This window comes from Pseudomonadales bacterium (assembly GCA_024234615.1).
Lineage (GTDB): Bacteria > Pseudomonadota > Gammaproteobacteria > Pseudomonadales > IMCC2047 > JAJFKB01.
Genome location: JACKNY010000003.1, coordinates 72,718 through 93,221, shown reverse-complemented (window position 1 = coordinate 93,221; position 20,504 = coordinate 72,718). Strand labels below are relative to the sequence as shown.

The window sequence follows — 20,504 nt, the reverse complement described above, 5'->3', positions numbered from 1 at the left end:
CCAAGCTTATTTACTCCAAGCCCAGCTCCTTAATCTTGCGTGTTAGCGTATTGCGGCCCCAGCCTAGCAACAAAGAGGCATCTCGCTTGCGCCCCGCCGTTTGTTTCAGCGCCGCTTCAATCATAATGCGTTCAAATTTAGGTGTGGCTTGATTGAGGATGCCGGACTGGTTGGCGTTTAAGGCAAGTTCGGCCCATTGCCGTAGCGCACTCTCCCAATCGTTTGGCCCAGTTTGACTCAGCGCGTTTTCGTCGAGTAACTCAGGTGGTAAATCGCGCAGGTGAATTTCACGGCCACTGGCCATGACCGTGAGCCAGTGGCAGGTGTTTTCCAGTTGTCGCACATTCCCCGGCCATTCCAGCATGCCCAGGTAATTTTCTGCTTCAGGTCGAAGTAGCTTCGGCTCTACGTTTAACTCTCGTGCTGATTTACTTAAAAAGTGCTTGGCCAATTGCGCAATATCTTCACGCCGATCGCTCAGTTTGGGCAGGTGGATGCGAATCACATTCAGGCGGTGAAACAGGTCTTCTCGAAATTGGCCTTTTTGGACGAGGCTCTCAAGGTTTTGGTGGGTAGCGGCAATAATGCGCACGTCCACTTTGACGGGTATATGACCGCCGACCCGGTAAAATTCGCCATCAGCCAATACTCGCAATAGGCGCGTTTGAGTGTCGGCGGGCATGTCACCAATTTCATCCAGAAACAGGGTGCCGCCATTGGCTTGCTCAAAGCGGCCCTTGCGTTGACTGGCGGCGCCGGTAAATGCGCCTTTTTCATGGCCAAACAGCTCTGATTCGATGAGGTCTTTGGGAATAGCTGCCATATTCAACGCAATAAATGGTTGTCCAGAACGAGGGCTGTGTTGGTGGAGCGCAGCGGCCACCAGTTCTTTGCCGGTACCGGAAGCGCCGTTAATGAGTACCGTGACGTTGGATTGTGAGAGTCGGCCAATGGCACGAAATACTTCCTGCATAGCAGGCGCTTCGCCAATAATCTCACTTTTTTTAGCGTCAACTGCCGGTGGAATCAGTAAATTTTTCTCGTGCGCGTGATTGATCGCGCGTTGCACAATAGTGGTGGCCTCGTCGATATCGAAGGGTTTGGGCAGATACTCAAAGGCCCCCCCCTGATAGGAGGCGACGGCGCTATCTAAATCTGAATGGGCCGTCATAATAATGACGGGAATATTGGGGTGATCTGCATGAATCAGGGCGAGTAAGTCCAAACCATCAGTACCAGGCATGCGAATGTCGCAAATGATAGCATCCGGTTGAGTCAAGTTGAGCCGTTTCAGCATGGCGTCGCCATTTTCAAAACTCTCGGTGTCGATATCGGCCTGTGCCAGGGCTTTTTCTAATACCCACCGAATTGAGTGGTCGTCATCGACTATCCATACATGATTGGTCATATTGGTTTGGCTGCCTTAAGCGGAATAAATACGGTGAAGCAGGTTTCGCCAGGCCGGCTCTGATATTGGATTAGCCCCTGGTGTTGATTAATAATATGCTGAGCTATGGTGAGGCCAAGACCTGTGCCATCGGCGCTACCGCTGACCATCGGGTAAAAAATCGTATCCTTTAGTTCTGCGGGAATACCAGCACCGTTGTCGGTAATGTCAACGCGGCAAACCATACGGTAGCGGCGATTAGCTAAAGTAATCTGGCGGGCTGCGCGCGAAGCGATACAGATCTTGCCGGGACCTGCCCGCGGGCTTTCCTTGATCGCACGCAATGCATTACGCATGAGGTTGAGGAAAGTCTGGATCAGCTGTTCTTTGTTGCCCAATATTTCTGGGATACTGGGGTCGTAGTCTCGAATAATCTCAACAGAACCTTCAGATTCACTGTCGACTAACTGAGTGACGTGCTCTAACACTTCATGAATATTGAGAGCGCAAAAATTGGTTTTACGAATGGGCCCCAGCATTTGATCGACAAGGTTACGCAACCGATCGGCCTCGGCGATGATGATATTGGTATAGTCGGTTTGTTGTGTGTCGTTCAGTTCCCGCGCCAAGAGTTGGGCTGCGCCACGTATGCCTCCTAAGGGGTTTTTAATTTCATGCGCCAAGCCACGGATGAGTAGGCGCGATGCCTCCTGTTGTCCTTGCAGACTCTCTTCACGAGAAATCCGTAGCCAGCGATCAAGTGGAAAGATTTCAATAATTAAATAAGTTTTCTCACCGTTTATGGGGGTGACCGTATAGTCAACGGTGAGGTGGCCATTGTTATGTAAAATTAACTGCGCTTCACGTTTGGTGTAGGCGTTGCCGGATCTGAGAGCTTCTTTGAGTTCATCGCTAATGGGGTGAGTTTCTGTAAATACCAGCTCTATGGATTGCCCTAGTAGCCTTGAGCCGCTGGAAGCGAAGAGCGCTTCTGCGGCACTGTTCATATACTCGACACACAATTTAGTGTTGAGTAGTAATACAGAAGTGGACTGGTTATCGAGCAGCCGTTGGTAAATGTTCAAACTCACGTTAATTATCCATCTTTTGGTGATGAGCTAATCTGTCAGGTTTATAGAATGCAAAAAACAAACCATCACTGTTTGTTTGCAGGATTTTAAAATCGATGCCGTTCGGAGAGCGGTAAATCAGTAGAAATAGTGGCTAGTTGAGGGTTATACCGCCAATAAAAGAATGTTTAAACTGATTTGCACAGCAATCCATTGAAATAAACTGGCAATTTGTCAGTTGATATTGCACCAAAACGGTGCGCAAAACAATCTAATCTATTTTTTCAATACTATTTAATGGGGGGAGTGGACGCGTCTTTCTTTGTTGGTGGAGGTGCTTCCGGCTTAATGATGCTGGTGCGGTGTACATGAATAGAAAGAGGGGCGCTGCTGATCAGAATCTTGTTATCAGCATTAACGACATCAACTTGGATAAGGTGAGTGCCTCGGCTTAAATTGATGAGCTGCATGGATAGCTTGCGGCTAGGCTCACCGATGGGTTGTCCATTATCGGAGTAAAGTAGCTTATGGCTTCTGCGTAAAGCGGGACTTATTTTCGCGCTGACGAGCACATCCCCCGGATCTCTGATGGTAGTATCCATTGCCGGCGAGCTGATTACGAGTGATTTATAAATGTCCTTTTCCTCAGATTTGTCCTGCAGTGGGTTGGCAGCTGGGGCTTTGGGGAAAGTGTGAACATTGGTGGGGGCAACCTCGATTTTTTCCGCGCCCGGATTTGGCTGATCGGAGAAGGTGACATTGCCTTCAGCATCGACCTGACGATAAACCTCCCCCGCCATCAGGCTGCTCCAGCCCAGACTCATCATGAGGCTAAGGGCAAAGAAGGAAAACTTACGCAACTCTAGGCCTAGTATATTCATTCGTCACCGCCATTTTATATTGGTTGCTGTTAACGATAGTCAGTCCTTTCGGAGTCTGCAAGAAAAAAGCCCTGCATCCGATGAAGGCAGGGCTTTTGACCGCAAAATCGCTGATTAAGTCAGAATTTCTTCTGTCTTTTGATCAGTTTTAAAGGCTGTAGTACATGTCGAACTCAACTGGGTGAGTGGTCATGTTTAAACGCTGAATTTCACCTTTTTTCAATTCAATAAAGGCGTCAATCATATCATCTGAGAAGACACCACCAGCGGTGAGGAAGGCGCGGTCTTGATCCAGGTTTTCCAGCGCTTGTCCTAGTGAAGAACAAACGGTTGGGATGCCCATTGCCTCTTCCTTAGGCAGATCATAGAGGTCTTTATCCATTGCGTCGCCAGGGTGGATTTTATTTTGGATACCGTCAAGGCCAGCCATCAACATGGCGGCAAAGGCTAGGTATGGGTTAGCGCTTGGATCAGGGAAGCGCACTTCAATGCGACGCGCTTTCGGGCTGCTGACATGCGGAATACGAATCGAAGCAGAACGGTTACGGGCTGAATAGGCTAACATGACTGGCGCTTCAAATCCGGGTACTAAACGCTTATAGGAGTTTGTGCCAGCATTGGTGAATGCGTTTAGCGCGCGTGCGTGTTTAATAATACCGCCGATATAGTACAGAGCGCTTTCTGACAGGCCGGCATAGCCATCACCGGAGAAAACGTTGGCACCATCTTTACCAATGGATTGGTGAACATGCATGCCGCTACCATTATCGCCTACCAGAGGTTTTGGCATAAAGGTCGCTGTCTTGCCATAAGCATGAGCGACGTTGTGGGTGCAGTATTTAATGATCTGCACTTCGTCCGCCTTGCGCACAAGAGTGTTAAATCGTGTACCGATTTCACACTGCCCGGCAGTACCAACTTCATGGTGATGTACTTCAATTTCTACACCCATTTGCTCCATGGCGTTACACATCGCACCACGCAGGTCGTGTAATGAATCAACTGGCGGTACTGGGAAGTAGCCACCTTTCACTTTAGGGCGGTGCCCCATGTTGCCGCCTTCATAATCGGCTGAGGAAGACCAGGCGGCTTCTTCAGAGTTGATGGTGTAGCCTGAACCACGTATATCCGAATGCCATTTGATATCGTCGAAGACAAAAAATTCGGGTTCTGGGCCGAAGAAAGCGATATCGCCAATGCCGGTAGATTTCAGATATTCTTCAGCACGCATGGCGACTGAGCGAGGGTCACGCTCGTAACCTTGCATGGAAGTAGGGTCAACAATGTTGCAGCGTAAGTTCAGCGTCACTTCTTCCGTAAAAGGATCAATCACGGCGCTGCTATCGTCCGGCATCAAAATCATGTCGGATTCGTTGATGCCTTTCCAGCCTGCAATGGACGAACCATCGAACATTTTTCCGCTTTCGAAAAACTCGTCATTAATTTCGGAAGTCGGCATTGTGACGTGCTGTTCTTTACCAATAGTGTCGGTAAAGCGTAGGTCAATCCACTTTACGTCATTATCTTTAATCATGCTTAGGGTATTCTCTGACATGCTACTGTCTCCGTTTGGATAGTTGTTAAAATTCAGTTGCTTAATTGTTGCTTTGGGTTAATAAACGTCATGGTTTAGGTCTTTATTCAACCGTATAGGTATCAATGTGGTGCTTCGATATTCTGCATTTGCAAATAGTGTGCCATGCTAAAAATTCTGTAACTCTTTGTTTTTGTAAAGGGTAATAGCGTTGCAGCTAAAGCTTTTGCATCAAAAAGGTGCAAATAAAAATAATTGCACCATTTTTGTGCTCACCATCAAAGTTAGCCTACCTCTATCGTGATGCTAATCACTCTGTCGTGCTCCTGGGTGTTAATTATTCGGTGTCCATTGATGCGACACCAAGCGGGAATATCCTGTAGCGTACCAGGGTCCGTGCAAAGTACCTCAAGAATATCCCCTTTTGCCAGCGTTTTGATACGATCCTGCGTTCTGATAACCGGGATAGGGCAGAGCAGGCGCTGCGCATCGAGTTTAAATCGCTGTGGTTGGCTAGTCATCTGGATCAAATATACCAGTGCTTGGGGATTTCATCAGCGCCGAAAGGCGTTACCTGTAAAACTTGGGCGGTGCCTTGTGTCGGCTCAATTTGAACGGTGACACTATCCGCCAGACGCCCCTGGCAATATCTGGCGACAATTCGGGCTGCAATTTCCAGATCTTCTGGCGTTGGTGCCCCGTCGATCAGTGCTAATGGGCCGGGATGGCTTAGTGTTCGAAGATGGGTGAACTCCTTGCGGTATCCCTCAAGGAAATTATTCTCCCCTTCTTCGCGGCTGACCATCAGTTTGAAGCGTTCATTGGGCCGGATATGACGGCCGATTTTTAACAACAATATGTCATCCAGCTCATAGCGCCGCTCACCTCTAGCTTGCCATAGATCGGCAAGTTTGCGGGAATAACTTGCATCGGTAAGAAAACAGCAGCCGCCAGCGGGTTGGGCGAAATCCTCAAAGCCGAATTGTTTGGCTAGCTCTATTTGTGGTTTGCGACTCCGTCCATGAAACCCGTATAGCTGATCGCGATTTACCCAGCCTTCTCTTTCGGGTAGGGTTTCTGGTAAATTTTTGGCACATAATGGTCTTAGTAAACGGTCATCAGCACCGGACTCCCGGGCAATAATTGGCATGGTTTCGGCGCGTTGTGATTTCGGTCGCTGGCCCACGACTTCACCGGTTATAATGAAGTCGAAATTATTTTCCTCCATCCAGGCCCAGGCTTTGGCCTGATTCACCATGAATATTTTGCAGTCCAGACAGGGGTTTAGGTTTTGGCCGTAACCATGTTTTGGGTTGATGACGATATCTTTGTAGTCTTCAGAGATATCGATAATGTGCAGTTTAATGCCCAGTTGTTCCGCTGACCACAGCGCATTATTGCGCTTGGGTTTGCTTTTGTCCTGCTTGCGAATAGCGTGGGTATGACCTTCGACGCAGAAGCCAGTATAGAAGTTAATGCCTTCGACATGCACGCCTTGCTCCATGATCACCTTAGCGGCTAATAATGAATCTAGGCCGCCTGATATCAGTGCGACGGCTTTGCGTTGTTTGGTTTGATTTGAGAGCATCGTATCGGGATTAGTCAAACAGCTGAAAAGGCAGCAGATTATACAGACAACGGCTGAGGATTTCACCTAATGTGAGTTCGGTGGCTGGGAAGCGAATTTAGTGTTATCCAAGGCGTTAGAGGTATATAATCCGCGCCTCGCAAATTACCCCGGATTAAAGTTGTGATCGAAAAGTTACGTAATATCGCTATTATTGCCCACGTTGACCATGGAAAAACCACGCTGGTCGATAAACTCCTGCAACAGTCGGGTACGCTGGATCGCAAAGATCAGGGTGCTGAGCGTATCATGGACTCCAACGATCAGGAGCGTGAGCGGGGCATAACAATATTGGCGAAGAATACGGCAATTGAGTGGAATGGCTATCATATTAATATTGTGGATACGCCAGGCCACGCCGATTTTGGTGGTGAGGTGGAGCGTGTGTTATCTATGGTTGATTCAGTGCTGCTGTTGGTTGACGCCGTTGATGGCCCCATGCCACAAACCCGCTTCGTTACACAAAAAGCCTTCGATCAGGGGCTTAATCCGATTCTGGTGGTAAATAAGGTTGATCGTCCTGGTGCGCGCCCGGATTGGGTAGTGGATCAGGTGTTTGACCTGTTTGATCGTTTGGGCGCTACCGATGAACAGCTTGATTTCCCCATTATCTATGCCTCGGCGTTGAATGGTGTGGCGGGGCTGGAAGTTGATAATTTGGCGGATGATATGACGCCGCTATTCAAAATGGTGACGGAGCGCGTTCCTTCACCACAGGTGGATGTTGATGGGCCGCTGCAAATGCAAATCAGTGCGCTAGATTACAGCAGCTATGTGGGCGTTATTGGTGTCGGTCGTATTACCCGCGGCAAATTGAAGCCAAGTACGCCGGTTGTTATTGTTGATAGTGACGGCAAGAAAAGGAAAGGCCGCGTCTTACAGGTTATGGGACATCTTGGTTTAGAGCGTATCGACGTAGAACAGGCCCGTGCAGGTGACATTGTCTGTGTGACTGGTATTGAAGGACTGAAAATTTCCGATACCCTGTGCGACCCCGATGTGCCTGAGGCGTTGCCGCCATTGGTGGTGGATGAGCCGACCGTGAGCATGACTTTTCAGGTCAACGATTCGCCTTTCGCGGGGAAAGACGGTAAATACGTAACTTCTCGAAATATTAAAGATCGTCTTGAGCAGGAGCTAATCTACAACGTTGCATTGCGCGTCAAGCCGGGCGACAGCCCTGATAAATTTAAAGTTTCCGGGCGTGGTGAACTGCACCTGTCGGTACTTATTGAAACCATGCGGCGTGAAGGCTATGAGCTGGGTGTATCGCGTCCAGAAGTTATTCAAAAGGAGGTCAATGGCCAGATTCACGAGCCTTTTGAGCAGTTGGTGATTGATATCGAAGATATCCATCAGGGTGCGATTATGGAAGAGCTTGGCCTGCGTAAAGCCGATCTGACCAATATGGAGCCCGATGGCAAGGGGCGGGTTAAACTGGAGTTCGTCATCCCTTCTCGAGGTTTGATCGGTTTTCGCTCGCATTTTCTCACGCTGACTTCAGGTTCTGGCATCATGACCAGTATCTTCGATCATTATGGCCCGGTGAAGCAGGGTGAAGTAGCGCGGCGTCAAAATGGCGTGTTGATTTCAATGGTGAAGGGTAAAACTCTGGGTTATTCGTTGTTCAACCTACAGGAGCGTGGACGCTTATTTACGGGTCACGGTGTCGATGTGTATGAAGGTCAGATTATCGGTCTACATTCGCGTGGTAATGACTTGACGGTCAACCCCACCAAAGCCAAACAGTTAACCAATATTCGTGCAGCGGGCACTGATGAAAATATTATCCTGACCCCGCCGATCAGGCATACCCTGGAGCAAGCGCTAGAATTTATTGAGGACGATGAGCTAGTCGAAGTTACGCCCAATCATATTCGCCTGCGTAAAAAATTGCTGTTAGAGCATGAGCGCAAAAGGGCGTCACGCGCAGGTTAGCAATCCGAGGGCCTATTTAGGCCCTAAACTTTTTCACGCATACCTAGCAGGCTACTAGGTGGTTTCGGCCAGTTGATGTGCTTCAGCTGTTTTGGTGGTTAGCATGGGTTTTAAAAAGCGTCCGGTGTGAGACGCTTTTGCCGTACTGACCTGCTCAGGTGTTCCCGTCGCGACGATGCTGCCGCCGCCATCACCGCCCTCTGGACCTAAATCAATCAGCCAATCAGCGGTTTTAATGACATCGAGGTTGTGCTCGATAACCACGATAGTGTTGCCGTGGTCTCGCAGTCGATGCAGCACATTAAGTAATTGCTCAACATCAAAGAAGTGTAAACCAGTCGTAGGTTCATCAAGTATATAGAGTGTCTGACCAGTATCGCGTTTGGATAACTCTTTAGACAGCTTGACGCGTTGCGCCTCGCCGCCGGAAAGTGTAGTGGCAGACTGTCCCAAACGAATGTAGGAGAGGCCGACATCCATCAGTGTTTGGATTTTGCGTGCCAGCATCGGTACGGCGCTGAAGAATTCATAGGATTCTTCAATTGTCATATCCAGCACTTCGTGAATATTTTTCCCTTTGTATTTAACGTCCAGTGTTTCCCGGTTGTACCTCTTGCCTTTACAAACATCGCAGGGTACGTAAATATCGGGTAAAAAATGCATTTCAACTTTAATGAGGCCGTCGCCCTGGCAGGTTTCACAGCGTCCACCTTTGACGTTAAAGCTAAAGCGGCCAGGTTTATAGCCACGTGAACGGGCTTCCTGCGTCGCCGCAAATAGCTCTCGGATCGGCGTAAACAGGCCAGTGTAGGTGGCAGGATTGGAACGAGGTGTGCGACCGATGGGGCTTTGGTCAATATCCACCACCTTGTCGAGAAGTTCTAAGCCCGTAATCTTTTTATAAGGTGCAGCCTTTAATGTGGTGGCATTGTTGAGTGCTGTTGCTGCCAAAGGGTACAGGGTATTGTTGATCAAAGTTGATTTGCCCGACCCTGATACGCCGGTCACGCAGGTCATCAGTCCGAGTGGGATTTCAATGTCGACCTGCTTGAGGTTGTTAGAGCTGGCGCCTTCTAAACGTAACACTTTATTTTTATCGAATGGGTGTCGGTGTGCGGGGATGTTAATTTCGCGTGTGCCAGATAAATATTGACCCGTGATAGAGTTGGGATTTGCCAGGATATCCTCAGGCGTCCCTTGCGCCACGATTTGACCGCCGTGAACACCCGCACCGGGGCCAATATCGATCACATAATCGGCACTGCGAATGGCTTCTTCGTCATGTTCCACCACAATTACCGAATTACCCAGATCGCGCAGATGGAAGAGGGTTTTCAGCAAGCGTTCATTATCGCGCTGATGCAAGCCAATGGAGGGTTCATCGAGTATATACATGACGCCCATTAAGCCAGCGCCTATCTGGCTGGCAAGACGAATACGCTGGGCTTCGCCGCCGGACAGGGTCTCGGCGCTGCGGCTCAGAGTTAAATATTCCAGTCCAACATTAACCAGGAAGGATAGGCGCAGGCGAATTTCCTTAAGAATTTTTTCAGCCACTTCGCCGCGGCGTCCGGGCAAGGTAAGTTGTTGTGCGTATAGCATGGCTTTGCCAACGGGTAACTGGGTAAGTTCCGGTAGGGTTTTGCCATCGATAAAAACATGGCGAGATTCCCGACGCAGCCGAGTGCCGCCACAGGAAGGGCAGGGCTGCTCGCTCAGATACTTGGATAAATCTTCGCGTACCATCTGCGATTCGGTGGATTTATAGCGTCGTGAAATATTTGGCAGTACGCCCTCAAAAGGGTGAGACTTGATGATGATATCACCACGTTCTGTAAGGTACTTAAACTCGACTTTATCTTCCCCTGAGCCGTGCAGGATGACCTGTTTGGCCTCTGAGCTCAACTCTTCAAAGGGCAGGTCTAGGTCAAACCCATAGTGGTTGGCGACACAGGTCAGCATTTGATAGTAATAGGCATTGCGTCTGTCCCAGCCCCGGATTGCGCCTTCGGCGATCTTGTGGTTTGGTTGATGAACGATGCGATCTTGGTCAAAAAATTGGTGGACGCCAAGACCGTCGCAGGTGGCGCAGGCGCCAGCTGGATTATTGAAGGAGAACATGCGTGGTTCTAGTTCTGAGATACTGTGACCACAGATCGGGCAGGCGAACAGCGATGAAAAAAGCAGCTCTTGTAACTTGCCCGATTCATCTGCTTCCATGGGGACGATTTTGGCGATACCGTTGCTGAGTGATAAGCAGGTTTCAAAGGATTCAGCTAAGCGCAGTTCGATGTCATCGCGGACTTTGAAGCGGTCGATCACCACTTCAATATGATGCTTCTTATTTTTGTCGAGCGCGGGCGCTTCATCCAGTTCAGTGATAATGCCGTTAATACGTGCGCGAATAAATCCCTGCGACTTTAGTTCGTTGAAAAGATGTAAATGCTCACCTTTACGGCCCTGTACCACTGGTGCCAGCATCATAAGTTTGCTGTCAGCGGGTAGTGCCAGCACCTGATCAACCATCTGACTAATGGCCTGAGCTTCTAAAGGTTCGTCGTGATCGGGGCAGCGCGGTTCACCTGCGCGGGCGAACAGCAAGCGCAAATAATCGTATATTTCGGTGATAGTGCCTACGGTAGATCTTGGGTTATGGGAGGTTGCCTTTTGCTCAATGGAGATGGCAGGTGACAAGCCTTCCACATGATCGAGGTCGGGCTTTTCCATCATGGAAAGGAATTGGCGGGCATAGGTCGAGAGGGATTCCACGTAACGCCGCTGACCTTCCGCGTAAAGCGTATCGAATGCCAGAGAGGACTTGCCTGAGCCAGAGAGGCCAGTGATGACCACTAACTTGTCGCGGGGAATATCGAGATCAATATTTTTCAAATTGTGCGTGCGAACACCACGCAATTGGATGTAACTCATAATATCCTATACAGCGCCAAAACCAGTCATTATATAAGGGAAGTTGAAGCGCTGACAAAATATAAGGTGCTTATTTTTGAGTCTCTGTTGAGATGGCAGTTAAGCCCTTAAACAATAGAGTGTTGAAGAAGTTTGTGTTGTTGGCAGCATCCGTGGGTTTATGGATTTATCGTTAGCGGTTTATCTGCTACCATCTTGCAGCTTCGGTTCAGCGAAAAGACGACCAGATGGGTTGGCAAAATGATGATGAATAAGAGGGGATAAACCATGGCGCGTGGCGTGAACAAAGTAATCTTAGTGGGTAACTGCGGTAGTGATCCAGAAACTCGTTATCTGCCTTCGGGTGGGGCAGTGACTAATATCACTGTTGCTACGAGCGAAAGCTGGAAAGATAAGCAAAGTGGTCAACAGCAGGAGCGTACGGAATGGCATCGTGTTGTGTTTTTCAATAAGTTAGCGGAAATTGCGGGAGAATACCTGCATAAAGGCTCAAAGGTTTATCTCGAAGGTTCGTTGCGTACGCGTCAATGGGAGAAGGATGGCGTCAAACGCTACACCACCGAGATTGTTGCCTCCGACATGCAGATGTTAGATAGTCGTTCAGGCAGCGATGCCAGCTCGGGCCAGTCACCGGCGCCGTCTCGCTCAGCTCCCGCCACTGCCTCAAAATCTCCAGCAAGCAGCAATGACAACCCGTCAGCCAGCTTTGATGATTTTGATGACGATATTCCGTTCTAGCTTGCATCTAAGGCAGTTCGGAACAGTGTAATTAGTGCGGTGAAACTACTCATTACAGGATCCGCCGGCCAAGTCGGTAGTGCACTCTGCGCGTTGGCGGAAGCAGGAAATATCGATTATCAGGCCTATTCGTCCGCTGAACTTGATATCACCAGAGAAAGCAAGGTGCTGCGTGTCATGCGCAGAAACCGGCCGACCTGTGTGATTAATGCGGCTGCTTATACCGCGGTAGATCAGGCGGAAGACGACTCCAATCACTGCTTCGCGGTGAATCGCGATGGTGCACGTTATTTAGCCAAGGCCTGTAGCCGTTATGGCGCGTCCATGTTGCAGATATCCACTAGCTATGTATTTGATGGTAAAAAAAAATCAGGCTATGTTGAGGAAGATATCACTAATCCAATCAACCGTTATGGGGCTAGTAAATTAGCGGGTGAACAAGAGATAGCTAAACTGTTAAACCGCTATGCTATTTTGCGAGTCAGTTGGGTTTTTGGCGAAGTAGGCGATAATTTTGTTAAAACGATTGCGCGTGTTTGCCAAGAGCGTGAGGAATTGTCGATAGTCGATGATCAGGTAGGCGCACCAACCCCGGCGACGGATGTAGCAAGAGTCCTTATCGCAATGGCACAACAATATGACTGTGGTTCAAAGGCTTGGGGGATCTACCACTATGCAAGCGAAGGCACTACTAACTGGCATGATTTCGCTGAACAGATTGTTGCTGAAACCAGTAAATATACACCGGTTAAAGTGAGGCAAGTCAAGGCGGTAAAAACGACAGAATATGACTATCAAGCGGCGCGTCCATTAAATTCGCAGTTGAATTGCCAGAAGATTTTAGATGCTTTCGGTATCAAGCAGCGATCCTGGAGATCGGAAATGGCAAAAGTGGTGAAATACTGCTGTCAGTCAAAGCTCAATTTATCGGAATAGATCGTACGTGTCTTCAGCCGCCGCCCTACCACCTCCTTATCCTTAGTTAAGAAAATATAAAGAGTTCTAGTGAAAGAATTTATTCAGCTAGTGAGATCGACGCTATTTTTAGTCGTCTTTGGTTTTGCGACTTTATTGCATTCGATGGTCTGTATTATATTGCTGCCTTGGCTGGCGGTACCGCATCGCTTCAAAATTGCCATTTTGCTCAACCGCTTTGTCATTTGGTGGTTCGGCTTTTGTTGCGGCGTACGCTATCAAATTGAAGGAATTGAAAACTTACCGCAAGACGGCGTCGCTATTTTGGTCAGTAATCATCAAAGTGAATGGGAAACATTTTATTTTCAAATTCTGGTTTCGCCGCTCTGTACCGTACTCAAAAAAGAACTGCTCTGGGTACCTTTTTTTGGCTGGGCGCTAGCCTTAATCAAACCTATCGCAATTGACCGAAAATCGCGAACCGGCGCTTTAAAACAGATTTTGCAGCAGGGCGCAGAAAAATTGAAACAGGGTTTTTGGGTTCTTATTTTTCCCGAAGGGACGCGCGTCAATCCTGGTGAGCGAAGAAAGTTTTCAAAAACTGGGGCGCTGTTGGCGGAGCAAACCGGTAGGCCTGTTGTCCCAGTCGCGCATAATGCAGGAGAAATTTGGCCGGCTCGAGGCTTTCTCAAAAACTCTGGCGTTTTGCATCTGGTGATAGGTGCGCCCATTGACCCGAACGGGCGCACGGTTAACGAAATTTATCAGCAGTCGACGGAGTGGATTGAAACCACCCGGGACCGTATTTCAAGGTGCTGATTTAGCTACGATATTTCTGAAAGACGAGAGAAGCATTCGTACCGCCAAATCCAAAACTATTAGACATGAGCGTGTTTAGCTCAATGTTATCCATTTTTTTAGTGACGATGGCAACGCCTTTTGCCTCAGGATCCAGGTTTTCTATGTTGGCAGATGCCGCGATAAAATTGTTTTCCATCATCAACAGGCTATAAATTGCTTCATGAGCACCAGCTGCGCCGAGGGAGTGTCCAGACAGCGATTTGGTGGAAGTAACATAGGGCACATGTTCGGTAAACACCTCACGTACCGCGTTGAGTTCCTTGATGTCCCCCACGGGAGTGCTGGTGCCGTGGGCGTTGATGTAATCGACGGGTTCTTTCACATTAGTGAGTGCTTGGCGCATGCAGCGTACGGCGCCTTCACCGGATGGGGCGACCATATCAAAGCCATCAGAGGTCGCACCGTAGCCAGTTATTTCGGCATATATTTTAGCGCCGCGCTGAATTGCGTGCTCAAGGCTTTCGATGACCAGCATGGCGCCGCCGCCAGCAATGACAAAGCCGTCCCTATCCACATCATAGGCACGTGAAGCAAGTTCAGGGGTTTCATTATATTTAGTAGAGAGTGCGCCCATCGCGTCGAATTGTGCGGTAAAGGTCCAGTGCTCCTCTTCGCCGCCGCCCGCAAAAACGATGTCCTGCTTGCCAAGTTGAATCAGCTCCATGGCATTACCGATACAATGAGCACTGGTAGAGCAGGCAGAGGTAATCGAATAATTAACGCCTTTAATCTGGTAGGGGGTGGCTAGACAGGCAGACACGGTGCTGCTCATCGTTTTGGGTACTCGATAGGGCCCAATCCGCTTGACACCTTTGCTGCGTAAAATATCCGCAACTTCTACAACGTTGGAGAGGGAAGGCCCACCAGAGCCGGCCACCAAGCCAGTACGAACATTGGACACCTGTTCCTGAGTTAAACCGGCGTCATCAATTGCTTCTTGCATTGCAATGTAAGCAAATGCGGCGGCATCGCTCATGAAACGGCGGTGGCGACGGTCAATGGCGCTGTCGATGTCAATATTAATGCTGCCGGCGATATGGCTGCGCAAACCCAGTTCTTTATATTCTTCTTTAAAGCGGATTCCTGAACGACCCTGTTGCAGTGATTCTAAAACTGAGGCCTTATTATTGCCGAGGCAGGAAACAATTCCCATGCCTGTTACTACGACACGTTTCATAAGAGCTCCTTAAAAGCTGTCGGTTGACTTGAACAGGCCAACTCTCAAATCTTTAGCAAAATAAATCTCTTTGCCATCCACAGATAATCTGCCATCGCCGATACCTAGAATTAACTTTCGTGTGATAACGCGTTTAAGATCAATCTGGTAGGTGATTTTTTTGGCGCTAGGCAGTATTTGGCCAGCAAACTTTACTTCTCCGCATCCCAGGGCTCGGCCTTTCCCCGGGTAACCCATCCAGCCCAGATAAAAACCTACTAATTGCCACATGGCATCGAGCCCAAGGCAGCCAGGCATGACCGGGTCGCCGGGGAAATGGCAATCAAAAAACCACAGGCTAGGGTCTATGTCTAATTCAGCAATAATTCCACCTTTGCCGTATTCGCCGCTTTCAACTGATATTTCGGTGATTCGATCGATCATGAGCATATTAGGAATGGGTAATTGGGCATTACCCGGGCCAAACATTTCGCCGCGTCCGCAGCTGAGTAGTTCTTCTTTTGTAAAGGATTGCTGTCTTTGTGTCATCCAGTATTCCAAGTTATCACGATTTCGAAGCCGTATTGTACGCAACAGGAGGGGAGGATAACAATTAAATTCACGCGCATTGGCGGCTTTGACTATGTAATACGAAATCAGAGTATCCCTGGGTATTGTAACAGAGAGGACTTCACGTCAAGTGCTTGAATGAGCTCAAAGGGTTGAAATTCACTGCCGACTAGGATTTCTTGTAATAACATGATTATGTTGTCTTCACTGCAGCGCATAACGCAGCCCCTGATGACAAAGGTGCGATGCAGCTGATCCAGCTTTAGTGTCATCGTCAGGTGGTCGCCGACTTTTAGAGTATTGGATACCGGTATGTCAGGGTTAAAGCGAATCTGCGTGCTGACCTCTGAATAATTGACCAAAATGCAGTTATAAAGCTGTTGGTTGGCGGTGAGTTCTAATTTGATCGGCATATTGCAAATGAGTCGGTGATGTGTGCGTTGTTCACTGATTTCTAAACTGGTTGCAAGTACCTCCAGGAGCACCAGCTGATGGTTTCGGTAATAGCCATCTTTAGGCAGAATGGATTCACGCACACTGGTTTCAACCATTATCGCACCGCGCTCCTGATAGCGGGCAATTAGTGTAATGGTGTTGCCGTTACGAAACTGGCCGCGGCTGCCGAGCGAGGCCTTGCTAAGGAAGTTGAGTTTGTATTCTTCCCCTGCTTTGCCTGGCAACAGAACGCAAAAGCTGTGAATCTTTGTGAATTCTAAATCTTGATTATCGATATGAAGAGTGATGCGGCCTTTGTCTTCGGCGTTATGCAAAATGTCTAATCGGTTCTGTGTATAAACTAGATGCCCATTGATTTCATAGCCTAGCACGATGGATTCCATCGTCATCTCGGGTTGGTATTCAGGGAAGTACTTCACGCGATCACCTATCGGGAAGTAAGAGACGATTTCCTTGAGTTGCTTAATGTTAACAGCTCGGGGGTGAGGGTTGTTCAGGATGCTGTTGTTATGCGGCTGATCTGGCATGGGCTTATTACTAGATGATGGATCATGTTTGAGTGTAAATGATTATCGGCAGTTTAGTCATAAGCATAAGAGCTAACATGTCGGTAATCAATAAGTCCCGGTAGGGGGTGTTTTCAGCTTAGCTTAGTGAGAGTAATGGCGATGAGCAAGGTTTTCTGGGCATAAAAAAACGGATGGCGGGGGGCCATCCGTAAGTATCACACATAGGTGTGTGGGAGGAAACTGTTACCATGTGTTTCTTTGTGTGAAATAAAGTAACACAACTTGTAGTGAAGAATAGCCCTAGATATGGATGCTGTCAAGCCGAATACAGAATTAATTTCACTATAAATCAAAAAGGATTGTGATTTTCACCGTAAACATTAGGATAAATTAGATTTTACTAATTGTAGCTATTGGTAACGTTTTAATATGATGGCCACTTGCGCATAATAACTGTGGCCGAATAAATTAAGGTGGTTCAGTAAATGGTAAAGATTATAAATATCCATGCGCTCTTCCCAGTCGGCCTGAAACGGGTTGTGTTGATGGTAGTGTTGATAAAAAATTTCTGGAAACCCACCGAATAATTTAGTCATGGCAATGTCTGTTTCCGCCCAACCCCAATAGCAAGCTGGATCGATCAAAGTAGCTCGTCCTTGCCGCCCAGGATGATGATTGCCTGACCAGAGATCGCCATGCACTAAACAGGCGGGTTGTACTGGAATCAAGTCGGCCAGACGATAGCAAAGTCTTTCGACAAAGATCATGTCCTGAGCGGTCAAAAGCCCCTGGCCGTAGGCTAATTGGCTCTGATACAGCAAGCGGTGCTGGGCAAAAAAATCGTGACCGTTTGCGCTATTCGGATTTGGTTGGGCGGTACTCCCACAATAGTTGTCCATACTGAAACCGAAACAGGGCATGGTTATCCTGTGCATGCTGGCCAATTGTTCGGCGAATGTTTGCCAATAATTGTGGTGCTGAGATGTGACAGGTAAGTATTCCAACAGCAGGAAAGAGCTGGAAAAATGAAAAACCTTAGGCGTGCTAATTGTATTGGTGGTGGCAATTGCCCTTAACCCCGCCGCTTCAGCAGAAAAAAAAGACAGTGGTGCAGCGGCCTTTTGTTTTACAAAATAGCGCTTTCCGTCACCCGTATCTAGTCGGTACGAATCACAAATGTTGCCGCCAGAGATGGAAGTTGCTCTAAATGGGGCGTGGTGGCCTTGCTGTAATAACCAGCACTCGATGTCAGGCAAAAGATTCATTTCTCAATTTCCTGTGGAACCTTATAATACAGCCTCTCCATTAATGGATTTAAGAGTAGTTTATGCAAGCAACGATAAAATGGGTAGAAGACGTAAATTTTCTAGCGGAGTCTGGCAGTGGCCATCAGGTGGTTGTTGATGGGCCGGAATCTCATGGCGGTCGTAATGCCGGGGCGCGACCGATGGAGCTAATTCTAATGGGGCTGGGTGGCTGCACCTCCTTCGATGTGATGAGTATTCTTAAGAAATCACGTCAAGAAGTGACGGATTGTGTTGCTCACCTGGAGGCAGAACGTGCCGATGAGGTGCCTGCGGTATTCACCAAAATAAAGATTCATTTTGTCGTTTCTGGGCGTTCACTCAAGGAAGCCGCAGTGGCGCGCGCGGTGTCTCTGTCGGCGGAAAAGTTCTGTTCTGCCTCTATTATGTTGGAACGGGCCGGGGTAGAAATTAGCCATAGTTTTGAAATTAAAGACCTTAATGTAACGGCTGCTTGAACTATGGATATTGATCATATACGACGCGAATACCTTGCTGGCGGATTGCATAGAGAGCAGCTGGATAAAGATCCCATCACCCAGTTTCAAAGCTGGCTCAGGCAGGCAATCGATGCTGATCTGGTGGATCCAACAGCGATGACGGTAGCGACGGTGGATAGTACCGGGCAGCCTTCGCAAAGAATCGTGCTGGTCAAACAATGTGATGCAAATGGATTTGTTTTCTATACCAACCTAGGCAGTCGTAAAGCTAAAGAGATTGCGATTAACGCTAAAGTCAGCCTTCACTTTGCGTGGTTACCATTGGAGCGGCAGGTAAAGATCTGTGGCGTCGCGGAAAGATTATCGACAGCTCAGGTGCTGAAATACTTTATTTCCCGGCCCAAGGATAGTCAGCTTGGTGCCTGGGTGTCCGAGCAAAGTCAGCCTTTGTCTTCGCGCATGTTGTTGGAACAGAAGTTTGCAGAGGTGAAACAAAAGTTTGCTCATGGTGAGGTACCGCTGCCTTCTTTTTGGGGTGGTTATTGTATCCGCCCACATGAAATAGAATTCTGGCAGGGCGGCCCTAATCGTTTACATGACAGGTTTCAGTACCAACTGGGGGCGAACCAAGAGTGGAGTATCGAGCGTTTGGCACCCTAAAGTGATATTGCGACTCATTGTAATAGGGTTGTTCTAATGAGTAGAGAACCTGAGCTCGAATGGCGGTAGACAACCTTTGCTGAGCTTTCGAAACATGAGTGCTATGAAATTCTGAAGGTTAGGCAAGCAATTTTTGCGGTCGAACAGCTCGGCGTTTCTCAGGACGTCGATGGTTTAGATGAGGCTGCGCCGCACTTAACCGCTTGGCAAAGCAACGATAGAGAGGCAAGGGTGATACTGGCTTATCTACGTGTCGTAGCACCTGGACACGAAGATACTTATATATGATAGGTGGTTTTAGTCATAACCTTGGACATCAAAGCCATCGCCAAACGAATCGGTGCCGGTAACTCTGTGCCGCCTGCCGTGATTGCATGGTCGGCATGCTTTGCCTCATCTTCATTCATTTGTTCGAGAATAGCGCGGGACTTATGGTCCTGTTTTGGTAATCGTTGTAGGTGATTTTCCAAATGTCGGCAGACTTGCTTCTCTGTTTCTGCAACAAAGCCCAGGCTCCATTTGTCTCCAGCGATACCAGCGATTGCGCCAACACCGAATGAGGCGGAATAAAACAAAGGATTAAGTATGCTGGGGTGGCTGTCGAGTTCATTCAAACGCTGCTGGCACCAAGCCAGATGATCCTCTTCTTCAATCATCGCCTGCTGCATTTCATCCCTAACATTGGCAAGGCGAGCCGTCAGCGCCTGCCCTTGATAGAGTGCCTGGGCGCAAACCTCTCCGGTATGGTTTATGCGCATTAATCCGGCCACATGCTTGCGGTCGGCGGCATCTAGTTCTGGACTATCCGCTTGTGCTGCTGGAGACGGCCGTTCAGAATGTGGAGATTGCGCAGCAACCGCACGCAAAGCGCGATCTGTCTGAATTAACAGTTGATCTAAAATACTGAGTGAGCGCTTTGCTGTCATATCGAAATTGAGATAAGCTTCGGAAGTCTCTAGAGTAAAAGAACAATCATCGTTTTGCGAGTGATTAATAGATTCCGGTCAGATTTAATGAGAGATACACTTTAGTCGGTGCGAGCATTATACGAACTGCGAAATATAACGACAAGAAGGGCTGAGAAAGTGGACGAAAGAAGGAATTACGTTAGAAAAAGCTTAAGCAGTACTGTCAGTGTTTTCGATAGAAATACTAATGAATATATTGGCCTGGTTGCGGATTGGTCTGAAGATGGATTGTTAGTAACCAGTAGCGTCAATCCAATCCATATTGGTGGAATTTATGAATATATGCTGTTGTCGCAATCGCCCAATGGTTCTGACGCCACTGACCGTGCGCAACTGGACGCCGAAAGTGTTTGGTGTGAGCGGACGAGTCCATCATTTTATGGCACAGGTTTCAGGCTTAAGCTCATAACGCCTGAGGCGCGTTACGTGTTAGAAAAGTGTTCTCATATTAATTAGTGTCCGCTCAAATTAAAGTTTTAGAGCAGGTGCTGGCGTTGGCCGTGTGGCAAGCTGGCAGGAGAAATCTGAACTGCTCACTATTGCACTTGCGAATTTATGCCGA

Annotated in this window: 19 protein-coding genes; 7 read left to right on the top strand and 12 right to left on the bottom strand. The window is 48.3% G+C overall.

The window, feature by feature from the left end; all coding sequences use genetic code 11:
- Positions 1-10: 10 nt before the first annotated feature.
- From ntrC to H6995_13095, 6 genes are all read right to left on the bottom strand, one after another.
- A complete protein-coding gene (gene ntrC / locus H6995_13120) occupies positions 11-1,408 on the bottom strand; it encodes a nitrogen regulation protein NR(I) (protein MCP5215939.1) in 1,398 nt (465 codons plus the stop codon).
- Complete coding sequence (gene glnL, locus H6995_13115; protein ID MCP5215938.1) at positions 1,405-2,484, bottom strand: nitrogen regulation protein NR(II); 1,080 nt, start codon at positions 2,482-2,484, stop codon at positions 1,405-1,407. Before glnL ends, ntrC begins: the two co-directional genes overlap by 4 nt.
- 263 nt (positions 2,485-2,747) lie before the next feature.
- Positions 2,748-3,338: a DUF4124 domain-containing protein gene (locus tag H6995_13110; protein ID MCP5215937.1), complete on the bottom strand. Its 591-nt coding sequence runs from the start codon at positions 3,336-3,338 to the stop codon at positions 2,748-2,750.
- A gap of 148 nt (positions 3,339-3,486) precedes the next feature.
- A complete protein-coding gene (gene glnA, locus H6995_13105) occupies positions 3,487-4,893 on the bottom strand; it encodes a glutamate--ammonia ligase (GenBank protein MCP5215936.1) in 1,407 nt (468 codons plus the stop codon).
- Between the two features lie 263 nt (positions 4,894-5,156).
- On the bottom strand, positions 5,157-5,393 hold the full coding sequence (locus tag H6995_13100) for a sulfurtransferase TusA family protein (protein ID MCP5215935.1): 237 nt from the start codon (positions 5,391-5,393) through the stop codon (positions 5,157-5,159).
- 5 nt (positions 5,394-5,398) lie between these two features.
- Positions 5,399-6,460, bottom strand: coding sequence for a tRNA (5-methylaminomethyl-2-thiouridylate)-methyltransferase (locus H6995_13095; protein MCP5215934.1), 1,062 nt, complete (start codon positions 6,458-6,460; stop codon positions 5,399-5,401).
- Positions 6,461-6,622: 162 nt separating this feature from the next.
- Between H6995_13095 and typA the strand changes: the two genes are divergently transcribed.
- Entirely contained in the window at positions 6,623-8,437 is a 1,815-nt protein-coding gene (gene typA / locus H6995_13090) for a translational GTPase TypA (GenBank protein ID MCP5215933.1), read from the top strand.
- A 54-nt stretch (positions 8,438-8,491) separates the two neighbouring features.
- On the opposite strand, the gene uvrA is transcribed toward typA, so the two are convergent.
- A complete protein-coding gene (gene uvrA / locus H6995_13085) occupies positions 8,492-11,365 on the bottom strand; it encodes an excinuclease ABC subunit UvrA (GenBank protein MCP5215932.1) in 2,874 nt (957 codons plus the stop codon).
- A gap of 267 nt (positions 11,366-11,632) precedes the next feature.
- On the opposite strand from uvrA, the gene ssb reads away from it, so the two are divergent.
- The 3 genes from ssb (at position 11,633) to H6995_13070 (ending at position 13,837) form a co-directional block, all read left to right on the top strand.
- Positions 11,633-12,103: a single-stranded DNA-binding protein gene (gene ssb, locus H6995_13080; GenBank protein ID MCP5215931.1), complete on the top strand. Its 471-nt coding sequence runs from the start codon at positions 11,633-11,635 to the stop codon at positions 12,101-12,103.
- Between the two features lie 39 nt (positions 12,104-12,142).
- Positions 12,143-13,039, top strand: a complete 897-nt coding sequence (rfbD, locus tag H6995_13075; GenBank protein ID MCP5215930.1) for a dTDP-4-dehydrorhamnose reductase — start codon at positions 12,143-12,145, stop codon at positions 13,037-13,039.
- 144 nt (positions 13,040-13,183) lie between these two features.
- Positions 13,184-13,837, top strand: a complete 654-nt coding sequence (locus H6995_13070) for a 1-acyl-sn-glycerol-3-phosphate acyltransferase (protein ID MCP5215929.1) — start codon at positions 13,184-13,186, stop codon at positions 13,835-13,837.
- A gap of 1 nt (position 13,838) precedes the next feature.
- On the opposite strand, the gene fabB is transcribed toward H6995_13070, so the two are convergent.
- The 4 genes from fabB to H6995_13050 all read right to left on the bottom strand — a co-directional run bounded on the left by fabB (position 13,839) and on the right by H6995_13050 (position 17,835).
- Positions 13,839-15,056, bottom strand: a complete 1,218-nt coding sequence (gene fabB / locus H6995_13065; protein MCP5215928.1) for a beta-ketoacyl-ACP synthase I — start codon at positions 15,054-15,056, stop codon at positions 13,839-13,841.
- A gap of 9 nt (positions 15,057-15,065) precedes the next feature.
- The gene (fabA, locus tag H6995_13060) at positions 15,066-15,584 is read right to left on the bottom strand and encodes a 3-hydroxyacyl-[acyl-carrier-protein] dehydratase FabA (protein ID MCP5215927.1); all 519 of its coding nucleotides are present in this window, start codon (positions 15,582-15,584) and stop codon (positions 15,066-15,068) included.
- A gap of 107 nt (positions 15,585-15,691) precedes the next feature.
- On the bottom strand, positions 15,692-16,588 hold the full coding sequence (locus tag H6995_13055; protein MCP5215926.1) for a PilZ domain-containing protein: 897 nt from the start codon (positions 16,586-16,588) through the stop codon (positions 15,692-15,694).
- A 392-nt stretch (positions 16,589-16,980) separates the two neighbouring features.
- Entirely contained in the window at positions 16,981-17,835 is an 855-nt protein-coding gene (locus tag H6995_13050) for a fructosamine kinase family protein (GenBank protein MCP5215925.1), read from the bottom strand.
- A 62-nt stretch (positions 17,836-17,897) separates the two neighbouring features.
- Between H6995_13050 and H6995_13045 the strand changes: the two genes are divergently transcribed.
- Both H6995_13045 and pdxH read left to right on the top strand, forming a co-directional pair.
- Entirely contained in the window at positions 17,898-18,332 is a 435-nt protein-coding gene (locus tag H6995_13045) for an OsmC family protein (protein ID MCP5215924.1), read from the top strand.
- 3 nt (positions 18,333-18,335) lie between these two features.
- Positions 18,336-18,974 (top strand): pyridoxamine 5'-phosphate oxidase, encoded by a 639-nt coding sequence (gene pdxH, locus H6995_13040; protein MCP5215923.1) that lies wholly within the window; start codon positions 18,336-18,338, stop codon positions 18,972-18,974.
- A 278-nt stretch (positions 18,975-19,252) separates the two neighbouring features.
- On the opposite strand, the gene coq7 is transcribed toward pdxH, so the two are convergent.
- Complete coding sequence (coq7, locus tag H6995_13035; GenBank protein ID MCP5215922.1) at positions 19,253-19,900, bottom strand: 2-polyprenyl-3-methyl-6-methoxy-1,4-benzoquinone monooxygenase; 648 nt, start codon at positions 19,898-19,900, stop codon at positions 19,253-19,255.
- 159 nt (positions 19,901-20,059) lie between these two features.
- Here coq7 and H6995_13030 point away from each other — a divergent pair, with 159 nt between their 5' ends.
- Positions 20,060-20,398: a PilZ domain-containing protein gene (locus H6995_13030; GenBank protein ID MCP5215921.1), complete on the top strand. Its 339-nt coding sequence runs from the start codon at positions 20,060-20,062 to the stop codon at positions 20,396-20,398.
- Positions 20,399-20,504: the final 106 nt, after the last annotated feature.